Origin of the sequence: Haemophilus haemolyticus (assembly GCF_003493685.1) — a bacterium.
Classification (GTDB): domain Bacteria; phylum Pseudomonadota; class Gammaproteobacteria; order Enterobacterales; family Pasteurellaceae; genus Haemophilus; species Haemophilus haemolyticus_O.
This window is the reverse complement of sequence record NZ_QQJW01000002.1, coordinates 40,190-61,691: the sequence shown is the minus strand read 5'-3', so window position 1 is coordinate 61,691 and position 21,502 is coordinate 40,190. Positions and strand designations below refer to the sequence as shown.

General features: G+C 39.1%; 19 protein-coding genes. 6 read left to right on the top strand and 13 right to left on the bottom strand.

Annotated elements, in window-relative coordinates:
- Window positions 1–34: 34 nt before the first annotated feature.
- Both ygfZ and DV434_RS02485 read right to left on the bottom strand, forming a co-directional pair.
- On the bottom strand, window positions 35–877 hold the full coding sequence (ygfZ, locus tag DV434_RS02490; RefSeq protein WP_118785212.1) for a CAF17-like 4Fe-4S cluster assembly/insertion protein YgfZ: 843 nt from the start codon (window positions 875–877) through the stop codon (window positions 35–37).
- Between the two features lie 9 nt (window positions 878–886).
- The gene (locus DV434_RS02485; RefSeq protein ID WP_118785211.1) at window positions 887–1,750 is read right to left on the bottom strand and encodes a YicC/YloC family endoribonuclease; all 864 of its coding nucleotides are present in this window, start codon (window positions 1,748–1,750) and stop codon (window positions 887–889) included.
- Between the two features lie 185 nt (window positions 1,751–1,935).
- On the opposite strand from DV434_RS02485, the gene DV434_RS02480 reads away from it, so the two are divergent.
- A complete protein-coding gene (locus tag DV434_RS02480; RefSeq protein WP_118785210.1) occupies window positions 1,936–3,138 on the top strand; it encodes an aromatic amino acid transporter in 1,203 nt (400 codons plus the stop codon).
- A 107-nt stretch (window positions 3,139–3,245) separates the two neighbouring features.
- Here DV434_RS02480 and DV434_RS02475 read toward each other — a convergent pair whose 3' ends face one another.
- The 11 genes from DV434_RS02475 to DV434_RS02425 form a co-directional block, all read right to left on the bottom strand.
- Window positions 3,246–3,797: a TIGR00645 family protein gene (locus DV434_RS02475; RefSeq protein ID WP_118785209.1), complete on the bottom strand. Its 552-nt coding sequence runs from the start codon at window positions 3,795–3,797 to the stop codon at window positions 3,246–3,248.
- A 105-nt stretch (window positions 3,798–3,902) separates the two neighbouring features.
- Window positions 3,903–4,901 carry a substrate-binding domain-containing protein gene (locus tag DV434_RS02470; RefSeq protein ID WP_105891155.1) on the bottom strand — a complete coding sequence of 333 codons (999 nt, stop codon included), beginning with the start codon at window positions 4,899–4,901 and terminating at the stop codon, window positions 3,903–3,905.
- Window positions 4,902–4,928: 27 nt separating this feature from the next.
- Window positions 4,929–5,849 (bottom strand): ribokinase, encoded by a 921-nt coding sequence (gene rbsK / locus DV434_RS02465; RefSeq protein WP_118785208.1) that lies wholly within the window; start codon window positions 5,847–5,849, stop codon window positions 4,929–4,931.
- Between the two features lie 97 nt (window positions 5,850–5,946).
- The gene (gene rbsB, locus DV434_RS02460) at window positions 5,947–6,825 is read right to left on the bottom strand and encodes a ribose ABC transporter substrate-binding protein RbsB (protein WP_118785207.1); all 879 of its coding nucleotides are present in this window, start codon (window positions 6,823–6,825) and stop codon (window positions 5,947–5,949) included.
- A gap of 19 nt (window positions 6,826–6,844) precedes the next feature.
- On the bottom strand, window positions 6,845–7,813 hold the full coding sequence (gene rbsC / locus DV434_RS02455; RefSeq protein ID WP_162790810.1) for a ribose ABC transporter permease: 969 nt from the start codon (window positions 7,811–7,813) through the stop codon (window positions 6,845–6,847).
- Window positions 7,814–7,828: 15 nt separating this feature from the next.
- Window positions 7,829–9,310: a ribose ABC transporter ATP-binding protein RbsA gene (rbsA, locus tag DV434_RS02450; protein ID WP_118785206.1), complete on the bottom strand. Its 1,482-nt coding sequence runs from the start codon at window positions 9,308–9,310 to the stop codon at window positions 7,829–7,831.
- A gap of 13 nt (window positions 9,311–9,323) precedes the next feature.
- Window positions 9,324–9,743: a D-ribose pyranase gene (gene rbsD / locus DV434_RS02445; protein WP_118785205.1), complete on the bottom strand. Its 420-nt coding sequence runs from the start codon at window positions 9,741–9,743 to the stop codon at window positions 9,324–9,326.
- 183 nt (window positions 9,744–9,926) lie between these two features.
- Window positions 9,927–11,354 carry a DNA recombination protein RmuC gene (locus DV434_RS02440; RefSeq protein WP_118785204.1) on the bottom strand — a complete coding sequence of 476 codons (1,428 nt, stop codon included), beginning with the start codon at window positions 11,352–11,354 and terminating at the stop codon, window positions 9,927–9,929.
- An 80-nt stretch (window positions 11,355–11,434) separates the two neighbouring features.
- A complete protein-coding gene (locus DV434_RS02435) occupies window positions 11,435–12,565 on the bottom strand; it encodes a cytochrome-c peroxidase (RefSeq protein ID WP_118785203.1) in 1,131 nt (376 codons plus the stop codon).
- A 58-nt stretch (window positions 12,566–12,623) separates the two neighbouring features.
- Entirely contained in the window at window positions 12,624–12,719 is a 96-nt protein-coding gene (locus DV434_RS02430) for a methionine/alanine import family NSS transporter small subunit (protein ID WP_005629210.1), read from the bottom strand.
- Window position 12,720: 1 nt separating this feature from the next.
- Window positions 12,721–14,247 carry a sodium-dependent transporter gene (locus tag DV434_RS02425; RefSeq protein ID WP_118785202.1) on the bottom strand — a complete coding sequence of 509 codons (1,527 nt, stop codon included), beginning with the start codon at window positions 14,245–14,247 and terminating at the stop codon, window positions 12,721–12,723.
- Window positions 14,248–14,493: 246 nt separating this feature from the next.
- Between DV434_RS02425 and ilvG the strand changes: the two genes are divergently transcribed.
- The 5 genes from ilvG (at window position 14,494) to ilvA (ending at window position 21,471) form a co-directional block, all read left to right on the top strand.
- Entirely contained in the window at window positions 14,494–16,152 is a 1,659-nt protein-coding gene (ilvG, locus tag DV434_RS02420) for an acetolactate synthase 2 catalytic subunit (protein ID WP_118785201.1), read from the top strand.
- Complete coding sequence (gene ilvM, locus DV434_RS02415; RefSeq protein WP_118785200.1) at window positions 16,152–16,376, top strand: acetolactate synthase 2 small subunit; 225 nt, start codon at window positions 16,152–16,154, stop codon at window positions 16,374–16,376. The genes ilvG and ilvM overlap by 1 nt, the downstream gene beginning before the upstream one ends.
- Window positions 16,377–16,389: 13 nt before the next feature.
- Window positions 16,390–17,898 (top strand): RNA-binding domain-containing protein, encoded by a 1,509-nt coding sequence (locus DV434_RS02410; RefSeq protein ID WP_118785199.1) that lies wholly within the window; start codon window positions 16,390–16,392, stop codon window positions 17,896–17,898.
- 112 nt (window positions 17,899–18,010) lie between these two features.
- A complete protein-coding gene (gene ilvD, locus DV434_RS02405) occupies window positions 18,011–19,849 on the top strand; it encodes a dihydroxy-acid dehydratase (RefSeq protein ID WP_118785198.1) in 1,839 nt (612 codons plus the stop codon).
- Between the two features lie 80 nt (window positions 19,850–19,929).
- Complete coding sequence (gene ilvA, locus DV434_RS02400; RefSeq protein ID WP_118785197.1) at window positions 19,930–21,471, top strand: threonine ammonia-lyase, biosynthetic; 1,542 nt, start codon at window positions 19,930–19,932, stop codon at window positions 21,469–21,471.
- Window positions 21,472–21,502: the final 31 nt, after the last annotated feature.

Sequence of the window (21,502 nt, the reverse complement as noted above, 5' to 3'; positions counted from 1 at the left end):
AAGATCAGGTTAATGCCTGATCTTTTTTGCTTTATTATTCAGTAATCGAATAAGGTAACTGCACTCGATCTAACAGTATTTCACTGTTCGGCAATCTAAATTGTTGTTCCGAATCAATGTCGTTATTCATCACAACTTGCAACCATAAAACACCATATAAATTGACCGCACTTGTAATCGTGCCTGTTTTTCGCCAATTGGATTCAATCTGCATTTCGATTTCACTGCCAATTTCCACTTCCTGCTGGGTTTGTGCTTTAAAGATAAACATTGCGCGTTTATTCGCCCCACGATATTTCGCACGAGCTACCGTTTCTTGTCCAATATAGCAACCTTTGGTAAAAGAAATTGCTTGCTCAATAGCCTGTAAATTTAGGGCTTGTGGGATAAATTCATTTTGCGTTTGCGGGCTTAAATTTGGCAATCCTGCTTGAATATCTGCTACATCCCAAATTTTTTCATCACCATTAAAATTCACAGATAATTCATTTTCATTCAATAAAATTGAACGCTGCCCATCAATTTCCCATGAAAAGTGCGGTGTAATTTTTCCACATTTTTCACCTATCACGCCAATGATTTGCCAATCACGTAAATCAAAACTGACTTTTGAAAATACCGCATATTTTTTCAAGGCATCTAGCCCACTTGGCAATAGATCTTTCTTAATCAGCAAAAAGAATTGTTCACTACTTACTTTAAACAAACGGTAAATTGCATTCATTTTACCTTTTGGATCGCAGTGAGTAGTAAGAGTTGTTGCTCCACTTGCTAATCGCACAACATCCGTGGTTAACTGCCCTTGCAAATATTTTTCTGCATCCGCACCATGGGCCTCAATCAGTTGATATTGAGTAAGAGAAATAAATTGAGACATTCTGCTTCCCTATTCTAAATTCTGAATTTGCTCACGCATTTGTTCGATAAGCACTTTTAGCTCAACCGCAGAAGCCGTGATATCCGCATTAATGGATTTAGACGCAAGCGTATTCGATTCACGATTCAACTCTTGCATCATAAAATCTAATTTACGGCCAACCGCGCCGCCTTTTTTCAAAATATTCGTGGTTTCTTTCACGTGCATTTGTAAACGATCGAGCTCTTCCGCCACATCAACGCGTTGAGCCAATAAAATCATTTCTTGTTCCACACGTTGCGGATCAAGATTAACTTGAGCATCTTCAAAACGTTGCAATAAACGCTCACGTTGCCATTGTAAAACTGTCGGCATTTGTGAGCGCACTTTATCGGCCTCCACAGCAATGGCATCTAAGCGTTGTTGAATAATATCGTTCAGTTTTTCCCCTTCGCGACCACGCATTGCAATAAAATCTGTCAGTAAATCATCAAAGGCTGTCAACAAATCTTGACTAATCGCATCTAAGTCTTGCTCTTGCGCTTCCACCACACCAGGATAACGCAACACGTCTGTCAAATTAATTTCACCTTCTCCAGCTTGAGTTTTAATCCATTGCAAAGACTGAATCACTTGATTCGCAAGCTCTTTATTTAAATTCAATTCTGCATTTGTTTGTTTTTTCGTTTCAATGCGCAAAGAACATTCAATTTTACCGCGAGTAAGACTTTGACGAAGTTTCTCACGCAACGTGTTTTCTAATCCACGAAATTGCTCTGGCAAACGGAAAAAGTTTTCTAAATAACGTTGGTTAACGGAACGAATTTCCCATACTGCATCGCCCCAATCTTTTTTTACTTCAAGGCGCGCAAAGGCGGTCATACTGTAAATCATAAGCTCTCCTATTTTGTCTTATCTCTGTCTTAGTTGATTCGCTAAGTATTTTAACGAGATGAACACAGAAAGGGAAAAGAAAAGTGCGGTAAATAATAAAGATATTTTGTATTCTGTTGTTTACATGCTGTAAATTTTAAAATACAATCACCGTAAATTTATTATTACACAATAAGGAAGCAAGCATGAACAAAACTGTAGGCAGCACACTTCTCGTTGCTGGTACGATGATTGGCGCGGGGATGTTGGCTATGCCACTCACTTCTGCAGGCATCGGATTCGGCTTTACTTTAGTCTTATTATTAGGGCTTTGGGCATTATTAACTTTTAGCGCACTTTTATTTGTTGAGCTCTATCAAACTGCGGAAAGTGATGCTGGTATCGGTACACTCGCTGAACAATATTTTGGTAAAGCAGGACGCATTATTGCCACAGCCGTGCTAATTATTTTCTTATACGCATTAATTGCCGCTTATATCAGCGGTGGCGGTTCACTACTAAAAGATTTATTACCAGAAAGTTTTGGCGATAAAGTTAGTATCTTATTATTCACTGTGATTTTCGGTTCATTTATCGTCATCGGCACATATAGCGTAGATAAAATTAATCGCGTGTTATTTTTTGTGATGCTTGCGGCCTTTGCCGTAGTGTTAAGCTTAATGTTGCCAGAAATCAAATTTGATAACTTAATGGCAACGCCAATTGATAACGCTTTAATTATCTCTGCAAGCCCTGTATTTTTCACAGCATTTGGTTTCCACGGTTCCATTCCAAGTTTAAATAAATACTTAGACGGCAACGTAAAAGCATTACGCATTTCTATTTTGGTCGGTTCAGCCATTACCCTTTGCGCTTATATTTTGTGGCAAATGTCGACGCACGGCTTGCTCACACAAAATGAGTTCTTACAAATCTTAAAAGAAGATGCCACCTTAAATGGCTTAGTAAAAGCAACGCTTGCTATCACTGGCAGTAACCTGATCGCAGGTGCGGTAAAATTATTCTCAACTTTGGCGCTGGTTACTTCTTTCTTAGGCGTAGGGCTTGGCTTGTTGGAATGTATCGAAGATTTATTAAAACGATCTTTTAATATTTCCGCAGGGCGCATATCCCTTGGATTAATGACGTTCATTCCACCACTCGTCTTTGCGCTTTTCTATCCTGAAGGCTTTATTTTAGCGCTAGGCTATGCAGGTCAAATGTTTGCATTCTATGCCGTAGTATTGCCAGTTAGCCTTGTTTGGAAAGCTCGTCGTGCCCACGCTAATTTGCCATACAAAGTATGGGGAGGAAATCTGACTTTAATTATCGTATTGGTATTAGGCGTAATCATTACATCCATTCCATTTGCGATTCGTGCGGGTTACTTGCCATTTGTAGTAGGTTAAAAAACAAGGAAAACCCTACCGCACTTCTTGATCTCCATAAAGCAAAACGCCGTTCAATAATGAACGGCGTTTTATATTTAATCATGGCGTTAAAGTGCGGTAAATTTTTAATGCGTTTTATGGCTTGTGCTATACAAAATTTTGTCCGTATAAGCTAAAGCAATTGCCGACACTAAAAAGCCCAAATGCAACAATAACTGCCACATCATCGTTTTTTCTGGCATATTGCTTGCATTCACAAAAGTTTGCAACATATGGATAGATGAAATGCCGATAATAGACATAGAAAGTTTAACCTTCAACACTGTCGCATTTACATGGCTCATCCATTCTGGCTGATCTGGGTGATTACGCGTACGCAATTTGGATACGAAAATTTCATAACCTCCGATAGTCACCATCACAAGCAAGTTTGCGATCATCACGACATCAATCAAATTCAATACGCCTAACATAATAGCGTTTGAATCCATATCGTTCACATTAATCACCAACGCCCATAAGCCTTTAATAAACTTATAAGAGTAAATCGCAAGGGTTACAATCAAACCCAAATAAATCGGCACTTGCAACCAGCGACTAGCAAAAATTATTTTCGCGATAATATTCGATTGTTCGTTATATTTCGCATAAGGATCAACAGGTTTATTTTCTTCCATTCGATTTTATTCCTAAATTAAATAGTGGGTTAAATAAACAAAAAAACCGCAAGAAAATAGCAGTTTTTTTGAAAATAGCAATAAGGAAATTGAGTTATTCTAATTTTATTTGAAAGTATAAATAGACTCTCTTAGCACACAAGTCGGTTCTAAAACCAAAGTGCGGTAATTTTCATTAGGATTTTTAATTCGTTGCAATAGTGCTTCTACAGCAAGTTTGCCAAGTTCAGCTTTCGGTTGGCAAATGGTGGAGAGAGGAGGCGAGAGATAACGAGCCAATTCAATGTCATCATAGCCCATAATTGAAAGATCTTGCGGAATACGTAAGCCTTGTTGCTGAATAGCTTGGTATGCACCAACAGCAATGGTGTCACTACAACAAAAAACTGCTGTTGGACGTGAAGATTGAGTAAGTAAAGATTGTATGCCAAGTACACCGCCTTCAAAGTCAAAATGACTTTCAACAATCCAATGAGGATTTAACGCAATTTTTGCTTCCGACAGTGCATTTTTATAACCTTGCAAACGATTTTGTGCGACAGATTTTTTGAGATTCCCCGTAATAATGCCAATTTTACGATGTCCTGCATCAATTAATGCTTTTGTCGCCAAATAGCCACCAAGTGCTGAATTTTCGAGTATTTTATCTGCATTTAACTCAGTAAACCACCAGTCCATCACAACGAGTGGCAGCGAAATGGCTAACTCTATATCAGCCTGAAAACGGCTATCACCACACATCAAAAGCAAACCATCCACTTGTTTGTGCATTAGAGTTTGCAGATTTTGTTGTAGGCGTTTGGCATCACCGCCAGTGGTCGCAATGATAAGGTTATATTGATGCTGCTGACAATATTGCTCCACCCCAGCCATCACTTCCGCAAAGAATGGATTATTTGTTGCGGTGACAAGTAGTCCGATAGTTTTGGTTTCGCGCACCTTAAGACTTCGTGCAACAGCTGAAGGGGTATAATTCAGTTCAGCGACAATACGCATCACTTTCTCACGAATTTCATCGCTGACAAAACGCGACCCATTAATTACGTGAGATACTGTAGAAGTCGAAACTTGAGCCAGTCGTGCAATATCTTTCATTGTCGCCATAAAAACACCCTAAAAATTCACCGCACTTTAAGCGTGTTCAAGAAAATCTAAAGTTTCTTGACGCGTTGGAATAGAGGATTGAGCCCCTTTTTTTGTCACACTAATCGCCGCCGCAGCTTGCCCAAAACGAATGGCTTCATCAAAGGATTTTTCTTCCAATAAAGCCGTAACAAAACCGCCATTAAATGTATCTCCAGCTGCGGTAGTATCTATTGCTTGCACACAAAAGCCCTTAATGATGTGGCTTTTACCTTTTCGACTGACAAACACACCTTTCGCGCCAAGGGTAATCATTACGGTTTCAATTCCTTTATCGTGAAAAACACTCGCAGCTTTCACCGCACTTTGCTCGTCGGTTACCGCTACCCCCGTCAGGATTTCAGCTTCTGTTTCATTTGGTGTAATAATATCAATCAAACTCAATAATTCGTCCGATAAAATCTGCGCTGGAGCAGGATTTAGCACAACCTTAACACCATTTTTCTTAGCGATTTGAGCAGCCAGCTCCACACCAGAAAGTGGGGTTTCTAATTGCATTAACAAGCAATCCGATTGTGCAATTTGCGCCTCACTTTGACGAATAACCATCTCACCCAAATGTGCATTTGCACCGCTAGCCAGCACAATACTGTTCTCGCCTGATTGGGCAACTTGAATAAATGCCATTCCAGTCATTTCTTGTGAAACGGTATTAATATGGGTTGTATCAATTCCTTCTTGCGCAAACGAATTTTTCATTGTTTTGCCAATGCTATCTGATCCAATGCAACTAATGAACGCGACCTTTGCCCCTAAACGAGCGGCTGCCACTGCTTGATTGGCACCTTTGCCACCATAGGTAATTTGATAATTTTGACCAGTTAGCGTTTCACCGGGTTTAGCAAAGTAAGGCACAGAAATAACGTGATCAGCATTGATACTACCGAGAATCGTGAGGGTTTTTCTCATTATTTTATCCTGTATTGTTATATTTTTTCTTTCTATACAATGGGACAAATATAATTTGCCCCATAATGTAATATAACGAGCTCATTCAGTAGATAGATTATTCACTTATTACTTTCAAATCTACTGGAATTTTCGCTTCAACTTTTTCGCCCTTTAAGATTTTATCAGCGGTAACAACACCTAATGAACCAATAAGCTCGGGTTGTTGTGCGATAGTTGCTGCCATTTTGCCACTTTTTACAGCTTTTACTCCATCATCGGTACCATCAAAACCTACGATAAGGACTTTTTTATTTGCTGCTTTCACTGCACGCAATGCACCTAATGCCATTTCATCATTTTGCGCAAAAATTGCTTGAACATCACCTTTAGATGCCAACAAATTTTCCGTTACATTCAAACCTTTTGTTCGATCAAAATCTGCTGGCTGACTGGCAAGCATATTGAATTTATGGGCATCAATAGCTTGTTTGAAACCCTCACCTCGTTCGCGTGCTGCAGATGTTCCCGCAATACCTTCAAGTTGAATCACCTTGGCATTATCGCCTAATTTCTGTGCGATAAAATCACCTGCCATTTTACCACCTGCGATATTGTCAGATGCGATATGGCTTACTACTTTTCCTTTAGCTGCACCACGATCTAATGTAATAACTGGAATATGATTACGGTTTGCAATCGCCACTGCGTTGCCAACAGCTTCAGAATCAGTCGGATTGATCAATAATATTTTTACACCACGCACAGTTAAATCTTCGACATTAGCAAGTTCTTTAGCAGGGTCATTTTGTGAATCAAGCACTACTAACTTATAACCTAATTCATCCGCTTTTTTCTGTGCGCCATCTTTTAACGTTACAAAAAATGGGTTATCTAATGTAGATACTGCCAAAGCAATTGTGTCTTGCGCAGAAGCAGAGCCAGAAACAGCCAAACCTAATAATACAGCAGAAGTAAGTGCGGTTAGTTTTTTCATAGTTTCTCCTTAAAGTGAGTTACAGTTTTTTTGTACCAAGATAGTTATCGGCTAAAACAGCAACCAAAATAACCAACGCTTTTGCTATCATTTGATAGTAAGATGAAATATCTAATAAATTTAATGCATTGTTTAAAAATCCGATGATTAATGCACCGATGAGAGTTCCCATTACACGACCTTTTCCCCCCATCAAACTGGTTCCACCGACTACCACGGCGGCAATTGCATCTAATTCATAAGATACGCCAGCAGTGGGTTGAGCGGAAGATAAACGTGAAGTTACAATTAAACCCGCCAGCGTAGAAAGAAATCCACTCACCGCAAAAACAAATACTTTGATTTTATTGACGTTAATACCAGAAAGTTGGGTCGCTGCCTCATTTCCACCTAAAGCATAAATATAGCGACCGATTGGTGTGTGTTTTAAAATATACCAAGCAACCGCAAACACGATACTCATAATCCAAATTGGTACTGGGATACCTAAAACATAGCCTGTACCAATGCTAGCAAATAGATCAGCATTATCCGAAAAACCTGTCGTAATAGGGCGACCGTCTGTATAAACCATTGTCACCCCACGTAATAATGTCATCGTAACAAGGGTAGCAATAAATGCTTGAACTTTCCCTTTTGCCACAATTACACCACTTATGCCACCAAGAAGTGTTCCAATCAATAAAACCACAGGAATTACTAAAAAAATAGGCAATTCAATACTTACCATTGAGGCTGCAATAGCGCCAGTCAATGCCAATACAGATCCAACAGAAAGATCTATACCTGCAATTAAAATAACGAAAGTCATACCCACTGCAATAATCGCATTAACCGAAGTTTGGCGTAAAATATTCAAAATATTATCTACGCTAAAAAAATCAGGATTAATCATTGATACAATCGCGATAAGAATAATCAACGCAATAAAAGAACGCTGTTCAATCAAAAATCTTCCTATTTGAAAATTAGATGTTTCATTTTTCATCATACTTACCTACTCTTATTTACCAATAGCTGCTGCTAATAACTTTTCTTGTGTTGCCTCTTCACGAGAAAATTCTGCACTAATTTTACCTTCACGCATTACCAACACTCGATCGCTCATACCAAGCACCTCTGGCATATCCGATGAAATCATCAAAATACTCAAACCATCCTTCTTAAACTCATTAATAAGTTGATAAATTTCTTTCTTCGCGCCAACATCTACGCCACGAGTTGGTTCATCTAAAATCAACACATTTGGGCGAGTCATTAATCCACGAGCAATTGCCACTTTTTGTTGATTTCCACCAGATAGCAAACCTACTTGTTGATCACGATTAGGTGTTTTAATGTTAAACATCAGAATAAAGTCATCTACTGCCATTTTTTCCGCTTGATGACGAATACTGCCTTTTTGTGAAAAATGATCGAGCGATGTGAGCGACATATTTTCTTTTACTGACATTCCTAAAACCAAGCCATCACCTTTACGATCTTCGGATATATACACAATGCCATTATCTAAACCATCTTGAGGAGTGTGATTCTCAATATCCTGATTTTTTAACCGCACTTTTCCCGCCGTTTTTGGCAAAGCACCGTAAAGTAGCTTGCCGAGTTCCGTTCTACCCGCGCCCATTAAGCCCGATACGCCGACAATTTCACCGGCATGCAATTTGAAGGAAACATCATCAATGCCGCTTCCGCTCACATGTTTCACATCCAATACACATTCGCCTTTTTCTTGTGATAAATGCGGATATTGTTCATCAAGACGACGACCAACCATCATTTCAATTAAATCATCTTCAACAATATCAGCTACTGCACGCTCACCAATGAATTGCCCATCTCTCAGAACCGTTACATCATCGCAAATCTGAAAAATTTCTTTTAAACGATGGGAAATATAAACAATGCCACGATTTTCAGCTTTAAGTTCACGAATAACATTAAATAAAGACTCTGTTTCAGTATCGGTTAATGCATCCGTTGGTTCATCCATAATGATTACTTGAGATTCAAAACTTAGTGCTTTTGCAATCTCAACCATCTGCTGTTCACCAATAGAAAGTTCTGAGCATAATTTTTTACTACTATGGGTTACACCTAAACGAGCTAACAGCTTATCTGCCTCGGTATACATTTTTTGCCAATTAATTGCCCCCCACGAGGTTTTAAATTCACGACCAAGGAAAATGTTTTCAGCAATCGTGAGATTGCCGACCAAATTCAGCTCTTGGTGAATAATACTAATACCTGCCTCTTGTGATTCTTTTGGGCCTTTAAAGGTCACTTCCTTACTGAGATACTCAATAGTGCCAGCATCTTTAGAATAAATACCAGTAAGCACCTTCATCAAAGTAGATTTACCTGCACCATTTTCACCCATCAATGCCATAACTCGACCAGAATAAACTGATAAACAGGCATTACTTAAAGCCTTCACGCCAGGGAAAGATTTATCAATGCTAGAAATTTTAAGTAAGGTTTCCATAATTTCACCTAAATCAAAATGGCACACCAGAATATAAAATTATATTGGCATAAGGAGAACACTCACCACTTCGAACAATCGCTTTGCTTTGGTGTGTATATTTTTTAAAAGTTTCATGTGATACAAACTCTATCTGAAGCTTATTACCTTGATTAGTCTCAATTTGACTAAGTTTATATAAAAGTGCGGTAAAAATTTCAGGATTTTTTTCTTTAATTTCTTCAGCAATCACTACTCTTTCGACATACATCTCAGTGATCACGGTATCTAAAGTTTGTAAAAAACTTGGTACTCCCGCAGTTAATGCGAGATCTATACGTTCCACACTTAATGGAATAGGAAGCCCCGCATCACAAATCGTCAAACTTTCTGTGTGACCAAGAGAAGCGATACAACGAGAAAGTTGTGCATTTAATAACATCGTTTTTTTCATATATTTTCTCTTTCTATTCCAATCGAAACGTTTCGATGGAATAAATATAAAGAATCAAAACAGAAAAACAACTGAGAAATTTCAAATTTGAGATATTAATCACAAAATTTTTTGTTTAGATAAAATAAAAAATTCTCCGACCAAATTCACATTCAATCGGAGAATAAATTATTTGAAATTACCTTAGTTCAACGTATCCAACCTAGCCAAATCGATCTGATTATTCAATAATTCCACTTCTGGCATCGTTTTATTCGCTTTTGCGGAAAGGGTTTTAAATCGTTCTACTTTGCCAACTAAACCTTGTTGGCCTACAAGTGCGGTGACTGTGCTGTTGTATTGGTTGCTGACGGTGGAAAGCGTATTGCCAAGCTTACTTAAACGTTCTGCCACCAAGCAAATTTGGTTATAAATTTCGCCCGCTTTTTCAGCAATTTCTTTTGCCTCAGCATTACCACGTTCGATACGCCAGAGGTTTGCCACGGTGCGTAAAATCGGCATTAATGTAGTGTGAGAAACCATAATGACGTTACGTTCATAACCATAATTAAATAAAGCAGGATCAGCTTTTAAAGCCTCAATATACGCAGGTTCTACTGCAATAAACATAAGAACAAAATTCGGGCTACGCATGCCAATAAGATTACTGTAATCTTTTTTATGCAGATCGTTAATATGGGTTTTTAATGCAGAAATATGTTCTTTGAGTAAACGCTCACGTTCAAAATCATCGTCAGAATTCACCGCACTTTCGTAAGCCACCAACGACATTTTGCTGTCGATAATTAAGTGTTTCTCATCAGGTAGATTCAACACAAAATCAGGATAATTACGCCCGCCTTGTTCATCTTTAAAATGTGCTTGAGCACGGTAATGTACATTTTCTTCAAGTCCTGCCAGTTGCAATGCTCGTTCTAATTGCACTTCGCCCCAGTTGCCTAACGTTTTCTTTTCGCCTTTCAGCGCAGAGGTTAAATTACTCGCCTCTTGCGACATATTCAGACCGATTTCCAGCACTTTTTTAATTTCAGCTTCCAATCCAGCATTACCTTTCACGGATTCGGAATGAATTTCATTGACACGTTTTTGAAAACCTTCAATTTGCTCACGGAAAGGCTTGAGTAACGTTTCCAAAGCAGTTTGATTTGATTGACTAAATGATCGACTTTTTTCATCCAAAATCCGATTAGCTAGATTTTGAAATTCCACGCCCAACTGTTGCTTAGATTGTTCAAAGTTCTGTTGTTGCTCTGAAAAATGTTTTTCTTTCTCAGCTAAGGTTGTTTGTAACCCCGTTAATTCTTGAGAAAGTGCGGTCAATTTTTCAGTCAAATTTTGTCGTTCTTGTGTGAGATGATGTACTTGTTCATCACGTTCAGTTAAACGATATTGCAGCCCTTGATTTTCAGTCTGTACCTTAATTATTTGTTGTTCAAACTGGTTTTTAATACCGCTGAGCTCATCAAATTTACTGGCAAGTTGATTGTAATCTTGAGTCGTTTTCGATAATTCTTGATGAAGATGTGTATATTTTTGCTGGCGTAGAATAAGTAATAAAATCAATAGAACAACGATTGCTAACAAGCTAAAAAGCCACAAATTCTCTGACATATATCCCCCTTAAAATGATGCTATAAATTGTAACATAGAAATGTGACTTAAATTTTAGCTTTAAGTGCGGTGAAATTATCTTACTCACCGCCCTTATCATAGGCTGCATCAGTCAGCGTTTTCAGAAATGCTTCCAACGCATCAATTTCTGTATCAGTAAGCGGTTTACCTTTAAGATCACTATGACTTATCGTTGGAGTATATTCTGCTGCCGACCAAGGTTTACCCGTTTCGGGATTTATCTTACGCTCAGGGTTGTTATGGCTATCCAAAAATAATAATACGGTGCGCAGCTCTTTAAATACGCCGTTATGCATATAAGGTGCGGTCACGGCGACATTACGCAATGTCGGCACTTTAAATTTTCCTTTTTGAGCAATATCACCTTTCACCATTGGATTATCTAACAATCCATTATCCACCCAATCTTCGCTTAATTTATTGTGAGCAATCAATGCCTCATTTTTCGGCACACCGAGATTGAAATAACGATAATTTGTAAAAGTTTCTTCAGGATGATCTTTTTCATTCATCTGATGGCAATTACTGCAAGTTGTTTTTTCTTTATCAAAAAATAACGCCTTGCCTAATGCCTCTTGCTCAGTAAATTTATCTTGCCCTGCCAAAGTGCGGTCATATTTAGAACTGAATTGAGCAAACAAATCTAATTGCTGAAACGCAGCCAGTGCCTGTTCCATAATGGCGTAAATTTTCTCATCATCTTGCCAAATTTCCTCGCCCCAATGCTTGGTAATGTAGTCTTTCACTGCCTGATTTTCGGCAATACGTTTTACCACGCTGGCTTTATCTTTCATGCCCATTTCAACAGGATTGAGTGGAGGTCCGCCCGCTTGTTCCGCTAAATGTTTTGCTCGACCATCCCAGAATTGGCCGCCAACATAATCCTTAATTTTTTCATCGAAATGAAAATCCGGGGAATACTTTGCATAAATGGCCGTTGGTGTATTGCGATTACCAAACTTTGTAGGGTCATCACCTTGCGAAACCATTTTATCGATATCATTTTGACGTAAATCCGCAAAAGCGGCTGCAGGCATATGGCAAGTAGAACAGCTCTGCGTTTTATTGTGAGAAAGTGATTTATCAAAAAAGAAAGCCTGACCCAATCCAAGCAATGCCGGATTTATGGGTTCTTCTTGAGCAAAACAAAAAATAGGTAAGGCAAATAATGACAAAAAATATTTTTTCATTTTCATTCCATGAGCGTAAAAAAATAACCGCACCTTAGAAGTGCGGTCAGATTTATGATTATTCTTCTTTTGGTAATCGAATCAGGGCGTAAACCAATCCACCCCATACCAAAGCGAGAGACACGATCATCATAATAATTGCACCAGTACTCATTTTATTCTCCTTTAGTTTCATCAATGGTTAACTTGGTTTCGCTTTTCCATTTTAAGCGAGAAAGGAAGAATGCCACGACAAGTAAGCTAATGGACATCCCCCAACCAAAGGTGTTTACAAACCAGTTTGGATAACCTTCGTAACCTTCAGAGAAGACTTTTGCCCCTTCGCTGAAAAGCATAAATGCTAAAACACCACTCGTTAATACAATGCATAAACGCCAGAAGAAACCCACTTTGAAAGATGATGTTTCGTTTAAGTGATTACCCAATAAACCGAGTTTTTCATTTGCCACAATCGCAATTAAAGACGCAAATGCTACGGCAACGATACCGAAATAGTTCACGAATTTATCGAACACATCTAACATTGGTAAGCCTGTTGTCGTACCGAATAAGATGACAGAAACTAACATCATTGGTACGCCTACGATGAATGTCACTTTCCCACGGCTAATACGAATTTTATCCTGAATTGCAGAGATAATAACTTCAATTACTGAGATGAATGAAGTTAATGCCGCAAAGGTTAATGATCCAAAGAACAATACGCCTAGCACTTCACCAAATGGTGCTTTGTTGATGATGGTTGGGAACGCGAAAAATGCTAAACCAATTCCACCTTTTGCCACTTCACTCACTTCTTGACCTTGCGCAGTTGCAATAAAACCTAATGCTGCAAATACACCGATACCCGCTAACACTTCAAAGCTACTGTTAGCAAAACCTACAACTAAGCCGCTACCCGTCAAATCGGATTCTTTTTTAAGATAAGAGGCGTAAGTCACCATAATCCCAAAGCCGATAGAAAGAGAGAAGAAGATTTGCCCATAGGCCGCAATCCACACACTTGGATTAGAAAGTTTCGACCAATCTGGCGTAAATAATGCATCTAAACCTTTTGCTGCGCCTGGTAAGAATAAGGAATAAATCACAAGCGCCATAAACATCACGACGAGCACTGGCATTAATACGGAAGAGACCTTAGCAATTCCTTTTTGAACACCCATAGAAAGTACGCCTAAGGCAACAATCCACATCGCAATTAATGGTGAGGTTACCATACCAACAAATTCAAAGCTGATACCGTTTTTAATATCGCCCATTTTTAAAAATTCGCCGATGAAGAAATCAATAGGTTTATCGCCCCATGCGCCAGTGAAAGAAAAATAGGTGTAGCTTGCCGCCCAGCCTAATACTACAGCGTAATATAATCCGATGATGACATTTACCATCATTTGCCACCAGCCAAACACTTCAAAGTGTGCACTAAAACGGCGATAAGAAAGTGGCGCGCCACCACGATGACGGTGCCCAATGGCATAATCTAAGAATAAAAGAGGAATCCCTGCGGTTAACAACGCGATAAGGTAAGGGATGATAAATGCTCCACCACCATTTTCATAAGTGGTATAAGGGAAACGCCAAATATTACCAAGACCGACGGCCGAGCCAATCGCGGCCATAATAAATGCACGACGACCAGAAAAAGTCTCACGCTTTTGCGCTTTTTGGGCTGAGTGTGCCATAAATTATCCTATATAAAAAAATGAAAAGAGTTTCAATATAATGAAATCTAACAATCAGTCAATAAGCAAGCTTAAAGAGCGGTAAAAATTCACAAATTTTTTAATAAAAAGAACATAAACATTCAAAAAAAGCCAATTTTCACCGCACTTTTTTCGTTTTTTTTCGCCCCAAACCCTACCAATGACTCGAAATTTCGCTACAATGCTGAACTTATCCCAAAATAAAAACAACAGGACGCAAACACAATGACAGGTGCACAACTCATCATGGAGTGCCTGAAAGCACACCATGTCACGACTCTTTTCGGCTATCCAGGCGGTGCAATCATGCCAACCTACGATGCCCTTTATGACGCAGGCTTAGATCACTTACTTTGTCGTAATGAACAAGGGGCTGCAATGGCTGCGATTGGCTATGCTCGCTCTACAGGAAAAGTGGGCGTCTGTATTGCAACATCAGGCCCTGGTGCGACTAATTTAGTCACAGGATTAGGCGATGCTATGATGGACTCCATTCCAGTTGTAGCTATTACTGGTCAAGTTTCCTCGCCATTAATCGGCACGGATGCGTTCCAAGAAGCGGATGTTCTTGGTCTTTCCCTTGCTTGTACTAAACACAGCTTTATCGTTCAAAGTGCGGATGAATTAGCCGATGTATTTGCGGAAGCCTTTGAAATTGCCCAAAGCGGACGTCCAGGCCCTGTTCTTATTGATGTGCCTCGCGATATCCAAATCGGTGAAGTGCCTGAGAATGTAAAAGCCTACGTTAAAAAACCAGAAAAACCGACCGCACTTTCAGTAGATAAACTCGCTGAAGCAAAAGAATTATTAAAAAATGCTAAAAAACCGGTGCTGTATGTGGGTGGCGGCGTTGGTATGGCGAAGGCTGTTCCTGCATTACGCGAATTTTTAGCCCAGACCCAAATGCCATCAGTCTCAACTTTAAAAGGTTTAGGTGCAATTAATCCAAATGATGATGTGTATATGGGAATGATTGGTATGCACGGCACAAAAGCTGCTAATTTTGCTGTGCAAGAAAGCGATTTATTACTCGTATGCGGTGCGCGTTTTGACGATCGTGTAACAGGTAAACTTGATACTTTTGCGCCTCATGCTAAAGTGATTCATTGTGATATTGATGCAGCAGAAATCCATAAATTACGCCGTGCAGATGTTGCCCTACAAGGAGATTTAATCCAAGCACTTAATGCTCTCAAACAAGAGCTTGATATTGAACCTTGGCGTGAGCAAATCAGAGATTTCAAAGCAAAATTAGATTTCACTTATATTGAAAATCAAGGCAATCGCCCGATTGATCCTTGGGCATTACTCAACACCCTATCTAATCGCAAACCAAATAATGCAATAATTTGTACCGATGTGGGGCAGCATCAAATGTGGTCAGCGCAACACATGAAACATTTTGCACCAGAGAACTACATTACATCGGCAGGTTTCGGCACAATGGGCTTTGGCTTACCCGCTGCAGTAGGGGCAAAAAAAGCACGCCCGCAAGATGAAGTCATTTTGGTTACGGGCGATGGCTCATTAATGATGAACATTCAAGAATTGGGTTCAATCAAACGTGGTAATTTACCTGTAAAAATTTTGCTATTGGATAACCAACGCTTAGGTATGGTTCGTCAATGGCAGGATTTATTCTGGAATAAACGTCGCAGTGAAACCATTTTAGATGACAACCCAGATTTTGTGATGCTTGCTAACGCGTTCGGTATTCCTGCAGAACGTATTGAGTCAGCCGATGATGTGGATGCAGCACTCAACCGATTATTAAACAGCAAAACAGCCTATTTATTACAAGTATGTATTCCACCTGATGAATGTGTATGGCCACTTGTGCCACCGGGTGCCTGTAACGCGGATATGGTAGAGGAGATGAATTAATGAATGAATATAAACTTGAACTCGTCGCTCGCCATCGTCCTGAGGTACTAGAACGCATTTTACGCGTAGCACGTCACCGCGGGTTTACCGTTACAACGATGGAAATGACACTGATTGAAACCCAAGTGCGGTTAAAAATCACCGTAAAATCTGACCGCGCTTTAGATCTATTAGTGAATCAGTTGGCGAAATTGCCAGATGTAATTACTGCTCCAACATACTAAGAGAAATACTATTATGTTGCCAATCAATATTGAATCATTGCTCACACATAAAACGATCGAAAGTAATCGGATTGAATTTAAATCTGGTTGGAACCCAGATTCGATTTATCGTTCTATTTGTGCTTTTGCAAATGATATTGAGGATATTGGCGGAGGATATATTTTTATTGGCGTTGAAGAAGAAAATGGAATTGCAAAAAGACCAGTTAAAGGACTTGATGATTCTGATATAGATCGTATTCAGCGTGAGATGTTGGGTTTTAATCATTTGATAACACCTAATTATTTCCCAAAAACTTATGTAGAAGAACTAGATGGTAAAAAAGTTATTATTTTATGGGTTATTAGTGGCTCAAATCGGCCTTATCAGGTTCCTCAATCAATTACATCTAGACAAAAGCAATATGAATATTATATTCGATATAATACATCATCTATCATTGCTAATAGCGAACAGGAACAAGAATTAAAGGAATTAGCAAATAAAATTCCTTTTGATGATCGTATTAATAGACAGGCTAATATCAATGATATTTCATTACTCCGTATTAATGATTTTTTAGTCAAAACAGAAAGTAAATTAGCATCTTATGTACTAGAAACAGATAAAATATCCTTATTAAAACAATTAGACTTAGTAGAAAATATAGGTGGTGTATATTATCCTAAAAATATTGCATTAATGATGTTTTGTGATACTCCCGATCAATTTTTCCCTCAAACTCAGGTTGATATTACTATTTTTCCTGAAGGGAAAGTAAATAACCCAGATTATTTTGTGGAAATTCCATCAATAAAGGGCCCTATTGATTCTATTATTAATGATACGCTACGCTATCTCAGAAATAATCTAATCAAGGAATTTATATTAAAACCAAAAGAACAAGCAGAATCTATTCGGTTATTTAATTATCCATATCAAGCTCTTGAAGAGGCTGTAGTTAATGCGTTATATCATCGAAATTATCAAGAAAGACAGCCAGTAGAGATCATTATTCAACCAAATTCACTAGAGATCATTAGTTATAATGGACCTGATAAATCAATTCAAAAAGCAGATTTAATTGCGGGTAATGTTAGAGCGAGACGTTATAAAAATCGCCGTCTTGGAGATTTTTTGAAAGAACTTAAGCTATCAGAAGGAAAAGGAACAGGATTACCCACGATTAAAAATGAATTGCGTAAAAATGGATCTGAGCCTGCAAAATTTGAGTTTGATGAGGATAGAACTTTTTTTCTTATTGAATTCACAGCAAAAAATGAACATATAAAATCTAATTTACCCTTATGTACCGAAACAGAACAAAAAATTATTGAGTTTCTACTTACGGGAGAAAAAAGCCGTAAAGATATTTTAGCTTTACTCAATAAAGCTAACAGCACTTATTCATACCAAAAATTTATAGAACCTTTAGTTTTAAAAAACTGGATTGAGAAAACAGAAGAAAGTAATAATAATCCGAAACAGCGGTTCAGACTAACTGATTTTTTCTATCGAAACTATGAAGTTACTCAGAAGTAATAACTTAAGAGCTAACGTTTTGATTTAAAAGAAAAATGATTCAATACCTCAGACTACTTTTAAGTAAAGTCTAACAAATAAAATATACTTTTAAAACTCGGAGAGATTATTTATGCCAAAACTACGTTCAGCGACCAGTACACAAGGTCGTAATATGGCAGGCGCACGTGCCTTATGGCGTGCAACAGGAATGAAAGAAAATGACTTTGGTAAACCGATTATTGCGGTGGTGAACTCTTTCACCCAATTTGTGCCAGGGCATGTACATTTAAAAGATATGGGACAGCTTGTTGCCGCAGAAATTGAAAAAGCGGGCGGCGTAGCAAAAGAATTTAACACCATTGCGGTGGATGATGGTATCGCAATGGGTCACGGTGGGATGCTTTATTCCTTACCAAGCCGTGATTTAATCGCTGATAGCGTAGAATATATGGTCAATGCGCACTGTGCTGATGCGATGGTGTGTATTTCCAACTGTGACAAAATCACCCCGGGAATGTTAATGGCGGCAATGCGTTTAAATATTCCAACTATCTTCGTTTCAGGCGGCCCAATGGAAGCAGGTAAAACTAAACTTTCTGAGCAATTAATCCGCTTAGATTTAGTAGATGCGATGATTGAGGCAGCCGATCCGAATGTATCAGATGAACGTATTGATGCCATCGAACGCAGTGCGTGTCCAACTTGTGGTTCATGCTCAGGTATGTTTACCGCAAACTCTATGAACTGCTTAACTGAAGCCTTAGGTTTATCTTTACCAGGCAATGGTTCCATGTTGGCCACTCACGCAGACCGAAAAGAATTATTCTTAAAAGCAGGTCGTCAAATTGTTGAGCTGTGCAAACGCTATTACGAACAAGATGATGCAAGCGTATTGCCTCGTTCAATCGGTACTTTTGATGCCTTTGAAAATGCAATGAGCCTCGATATCGCAATGGGTGGTTCAAGTAACACTGTTTTACACTTATTAGCGGCAGCACAAGAAGCAGGCGTAGATTTTAAAATGGAGGATATTGACCGTTTATCGCGCAAAGTACCTTGTTTAAGCAAAATTGCGCCAAACACCAATAAATACCACATGGAAGACGTACACCGTGCAGGCGGTATTATGGGGTTGTTGGGTGAATTAGATCGCGCTGGATTAATTCATAAAAATACACACACCGTGCTTGGAATGAGCATGGGAGAACAACTAGACCAATACGATATTATTCGCAATCAAGATGAAGAATTACATAAATTCTTCCGTGCAGGCCCTGCAGGCATCCGCACAACTCAAGCATTCTCACAAGATTGCCGCTGGGATACTGTCGATAATGATCGTGTAAACGGTTGTATTCGCAATAAAGAAAATGCGATCTCTCAAGAAGGTGGCTTAGCCGTATTATTTGGTAATCTCGCGGAAGACGGATGTATCGTTAAAACCGCGGGCGTAGATGAATCTATTTGGAAATTTACCGGCACTGCTATCGTATTTGAAAGCCAAGAAGATGCTGTTGCAGGCATTTTAGGTGGAAAAGTCAAAGAAGGTCATGTCGTTGTTATCCGTTACGAAGGCCCTAAAGGTGGACCAGGTATGCAAGAAATGTTATACCCAACCAGTTACTTAAAATCGATGGGCTTGGGCAAAAAATGTGCTTTATTAACGGATGGCCGTTTCTCTGGTGGTACATCAGGCTTGTCTATTGGACATGCTTCACCAGAAGCTGCCTCTGGCGGTGCAATCGGCTTAGTACGCGATGGCGATATTATCAACATTGATATTCCAAATCGTGCAATTAACTTAGAAATCAGTAATGAAGAACTCGCAGCACGCAGAGCCGAACAAGATCAAAAAGGTTGGCAACCCGCTCACCGTGAACGTGAAGTATCTTTCGCATTGAAAGTATTCGGTCACTTTGCGACCTCAGCGGACAAAGGTGCGGTACGCGATAAAACATTATTAAAATAATTTAACGGTTCCCCCTCCTTCATAAGAGGGGGATAAAACAAAGGAAAAACTAACCGCACTTCATCATCAAAACAAACACTATGAAAAACCTACTCACTAATCCTCAACCCTCTCAATCCGATTATATCAATGCCATTGTTAAACTTGGTTCGCGCGTATATGAAGCTGCGCAAGTGACCCCTTTACAAAAAATGGGAAAACTTTCTGAACGACTGCACAATAATATCTGGATCAAGCGCGAAGATCGCCAACCAGTAAATAGCTTTAAACTACGCGGCGCTTACGCAATGATTTCTAGCCTTTCAGCAGAACAAAAAGCAGCAGGCGTAATAGCGGCATCTGCGGGTAACCATGCGCAAGGCGTGGCATTATCAGCGAAACAATTAGGCTTAAAAGCATTGATCGTCATGCCACAAAACACCCCAAGCATTAAAGTGGATGCAGTGCGTGGTTTTGGTGGTGAGGTATTGTTGCATGGTGCTAATTTCGATGAAGCCAAAGCAAAAGCGATTGAGCTTTCAAAAGAAAAAAATATGACATTTATTCCTCCATTCGATCATCCATTAGTGATCGCAGGACAAGGCACGTTAGCGATGGAAATGCTACAACAAGTGGCAGATTTGGATTATGTGTTTGTACAAGTCGGTGGTGGCGGTTTAGCTGCGGGTGTGGCAATGTTGCTTAAGCAATTTATGCCGGAAATTAAAATCATCGGTGTAGAATCAAAGGATTCTGCATGCTTAAAAGCCGCTCTCGATAAAGGTGAACCAACAGATTTAACCCATGTTGGATTATTTGCGGATGGTGTTGCCGTAAAACGCATTGGTGACGAAACATTCCGTCTATGTCAGCAATATCTTGATGATATGGTATTAGTCGATAGTGACGAAGTGTGCGCAGCAATGAAAGATTTGTTTGAGAACGTTCGTGCTGTTGCAGAACCATCAGGTGCATTAGGTTTAGCCGGTTTGAAAAAATATGCAAAACAAAACCATATTGAAGGCAAAAATATGGCGGCAATTTTGTCTGGTGCGAACTTGAATTTCCACACATTACGTTATGTATCTGAACGTTGTGAAATTGGTGAAAACCGAGAAGCTTTATTAGCTGTGACCATGCCTGAGCAACCAGGTAGTTTCTTAAAATTTGCTTATGTATTAGGTAACCGAGCTGTAACCGAATTCAGTTATCGTTATGCAGATGATAAACGCGCTTGTGTGTTTGTTGGGGTAAGAACGACAAATGAGCAAGAAAAAGCAGACATTATTGCAGACCTCACTAAAAATGGTTTTGATGTTGAGGATATGTCGGATGATGATATTGCTAAAACGCATGTTCGCTATTTAATGGGTGGTCGCGCAGCCAATGATAATGAACGCTTATATACGTTCGAATTCCCAGAGCAAAAAGGTGCGTTATTAAAATTCTTGGAAACATTACAAAATCGTTGGAATATTTCATTATTCCACTATCGTGCCCACGGCGCAGACTATGGAAATATCCTTGCTGGGTTTCAAATTGAAGAATGCGAACAAGCAGAATTTGAACAGGCACTTGCCCAACTCAATTATGTTTTTGAAGATGTAACAGAAAGCAAATCTTATCGTTATTTCTTACGTTAATCTTATAAAAAAGGCGTGATATTTTTCACGC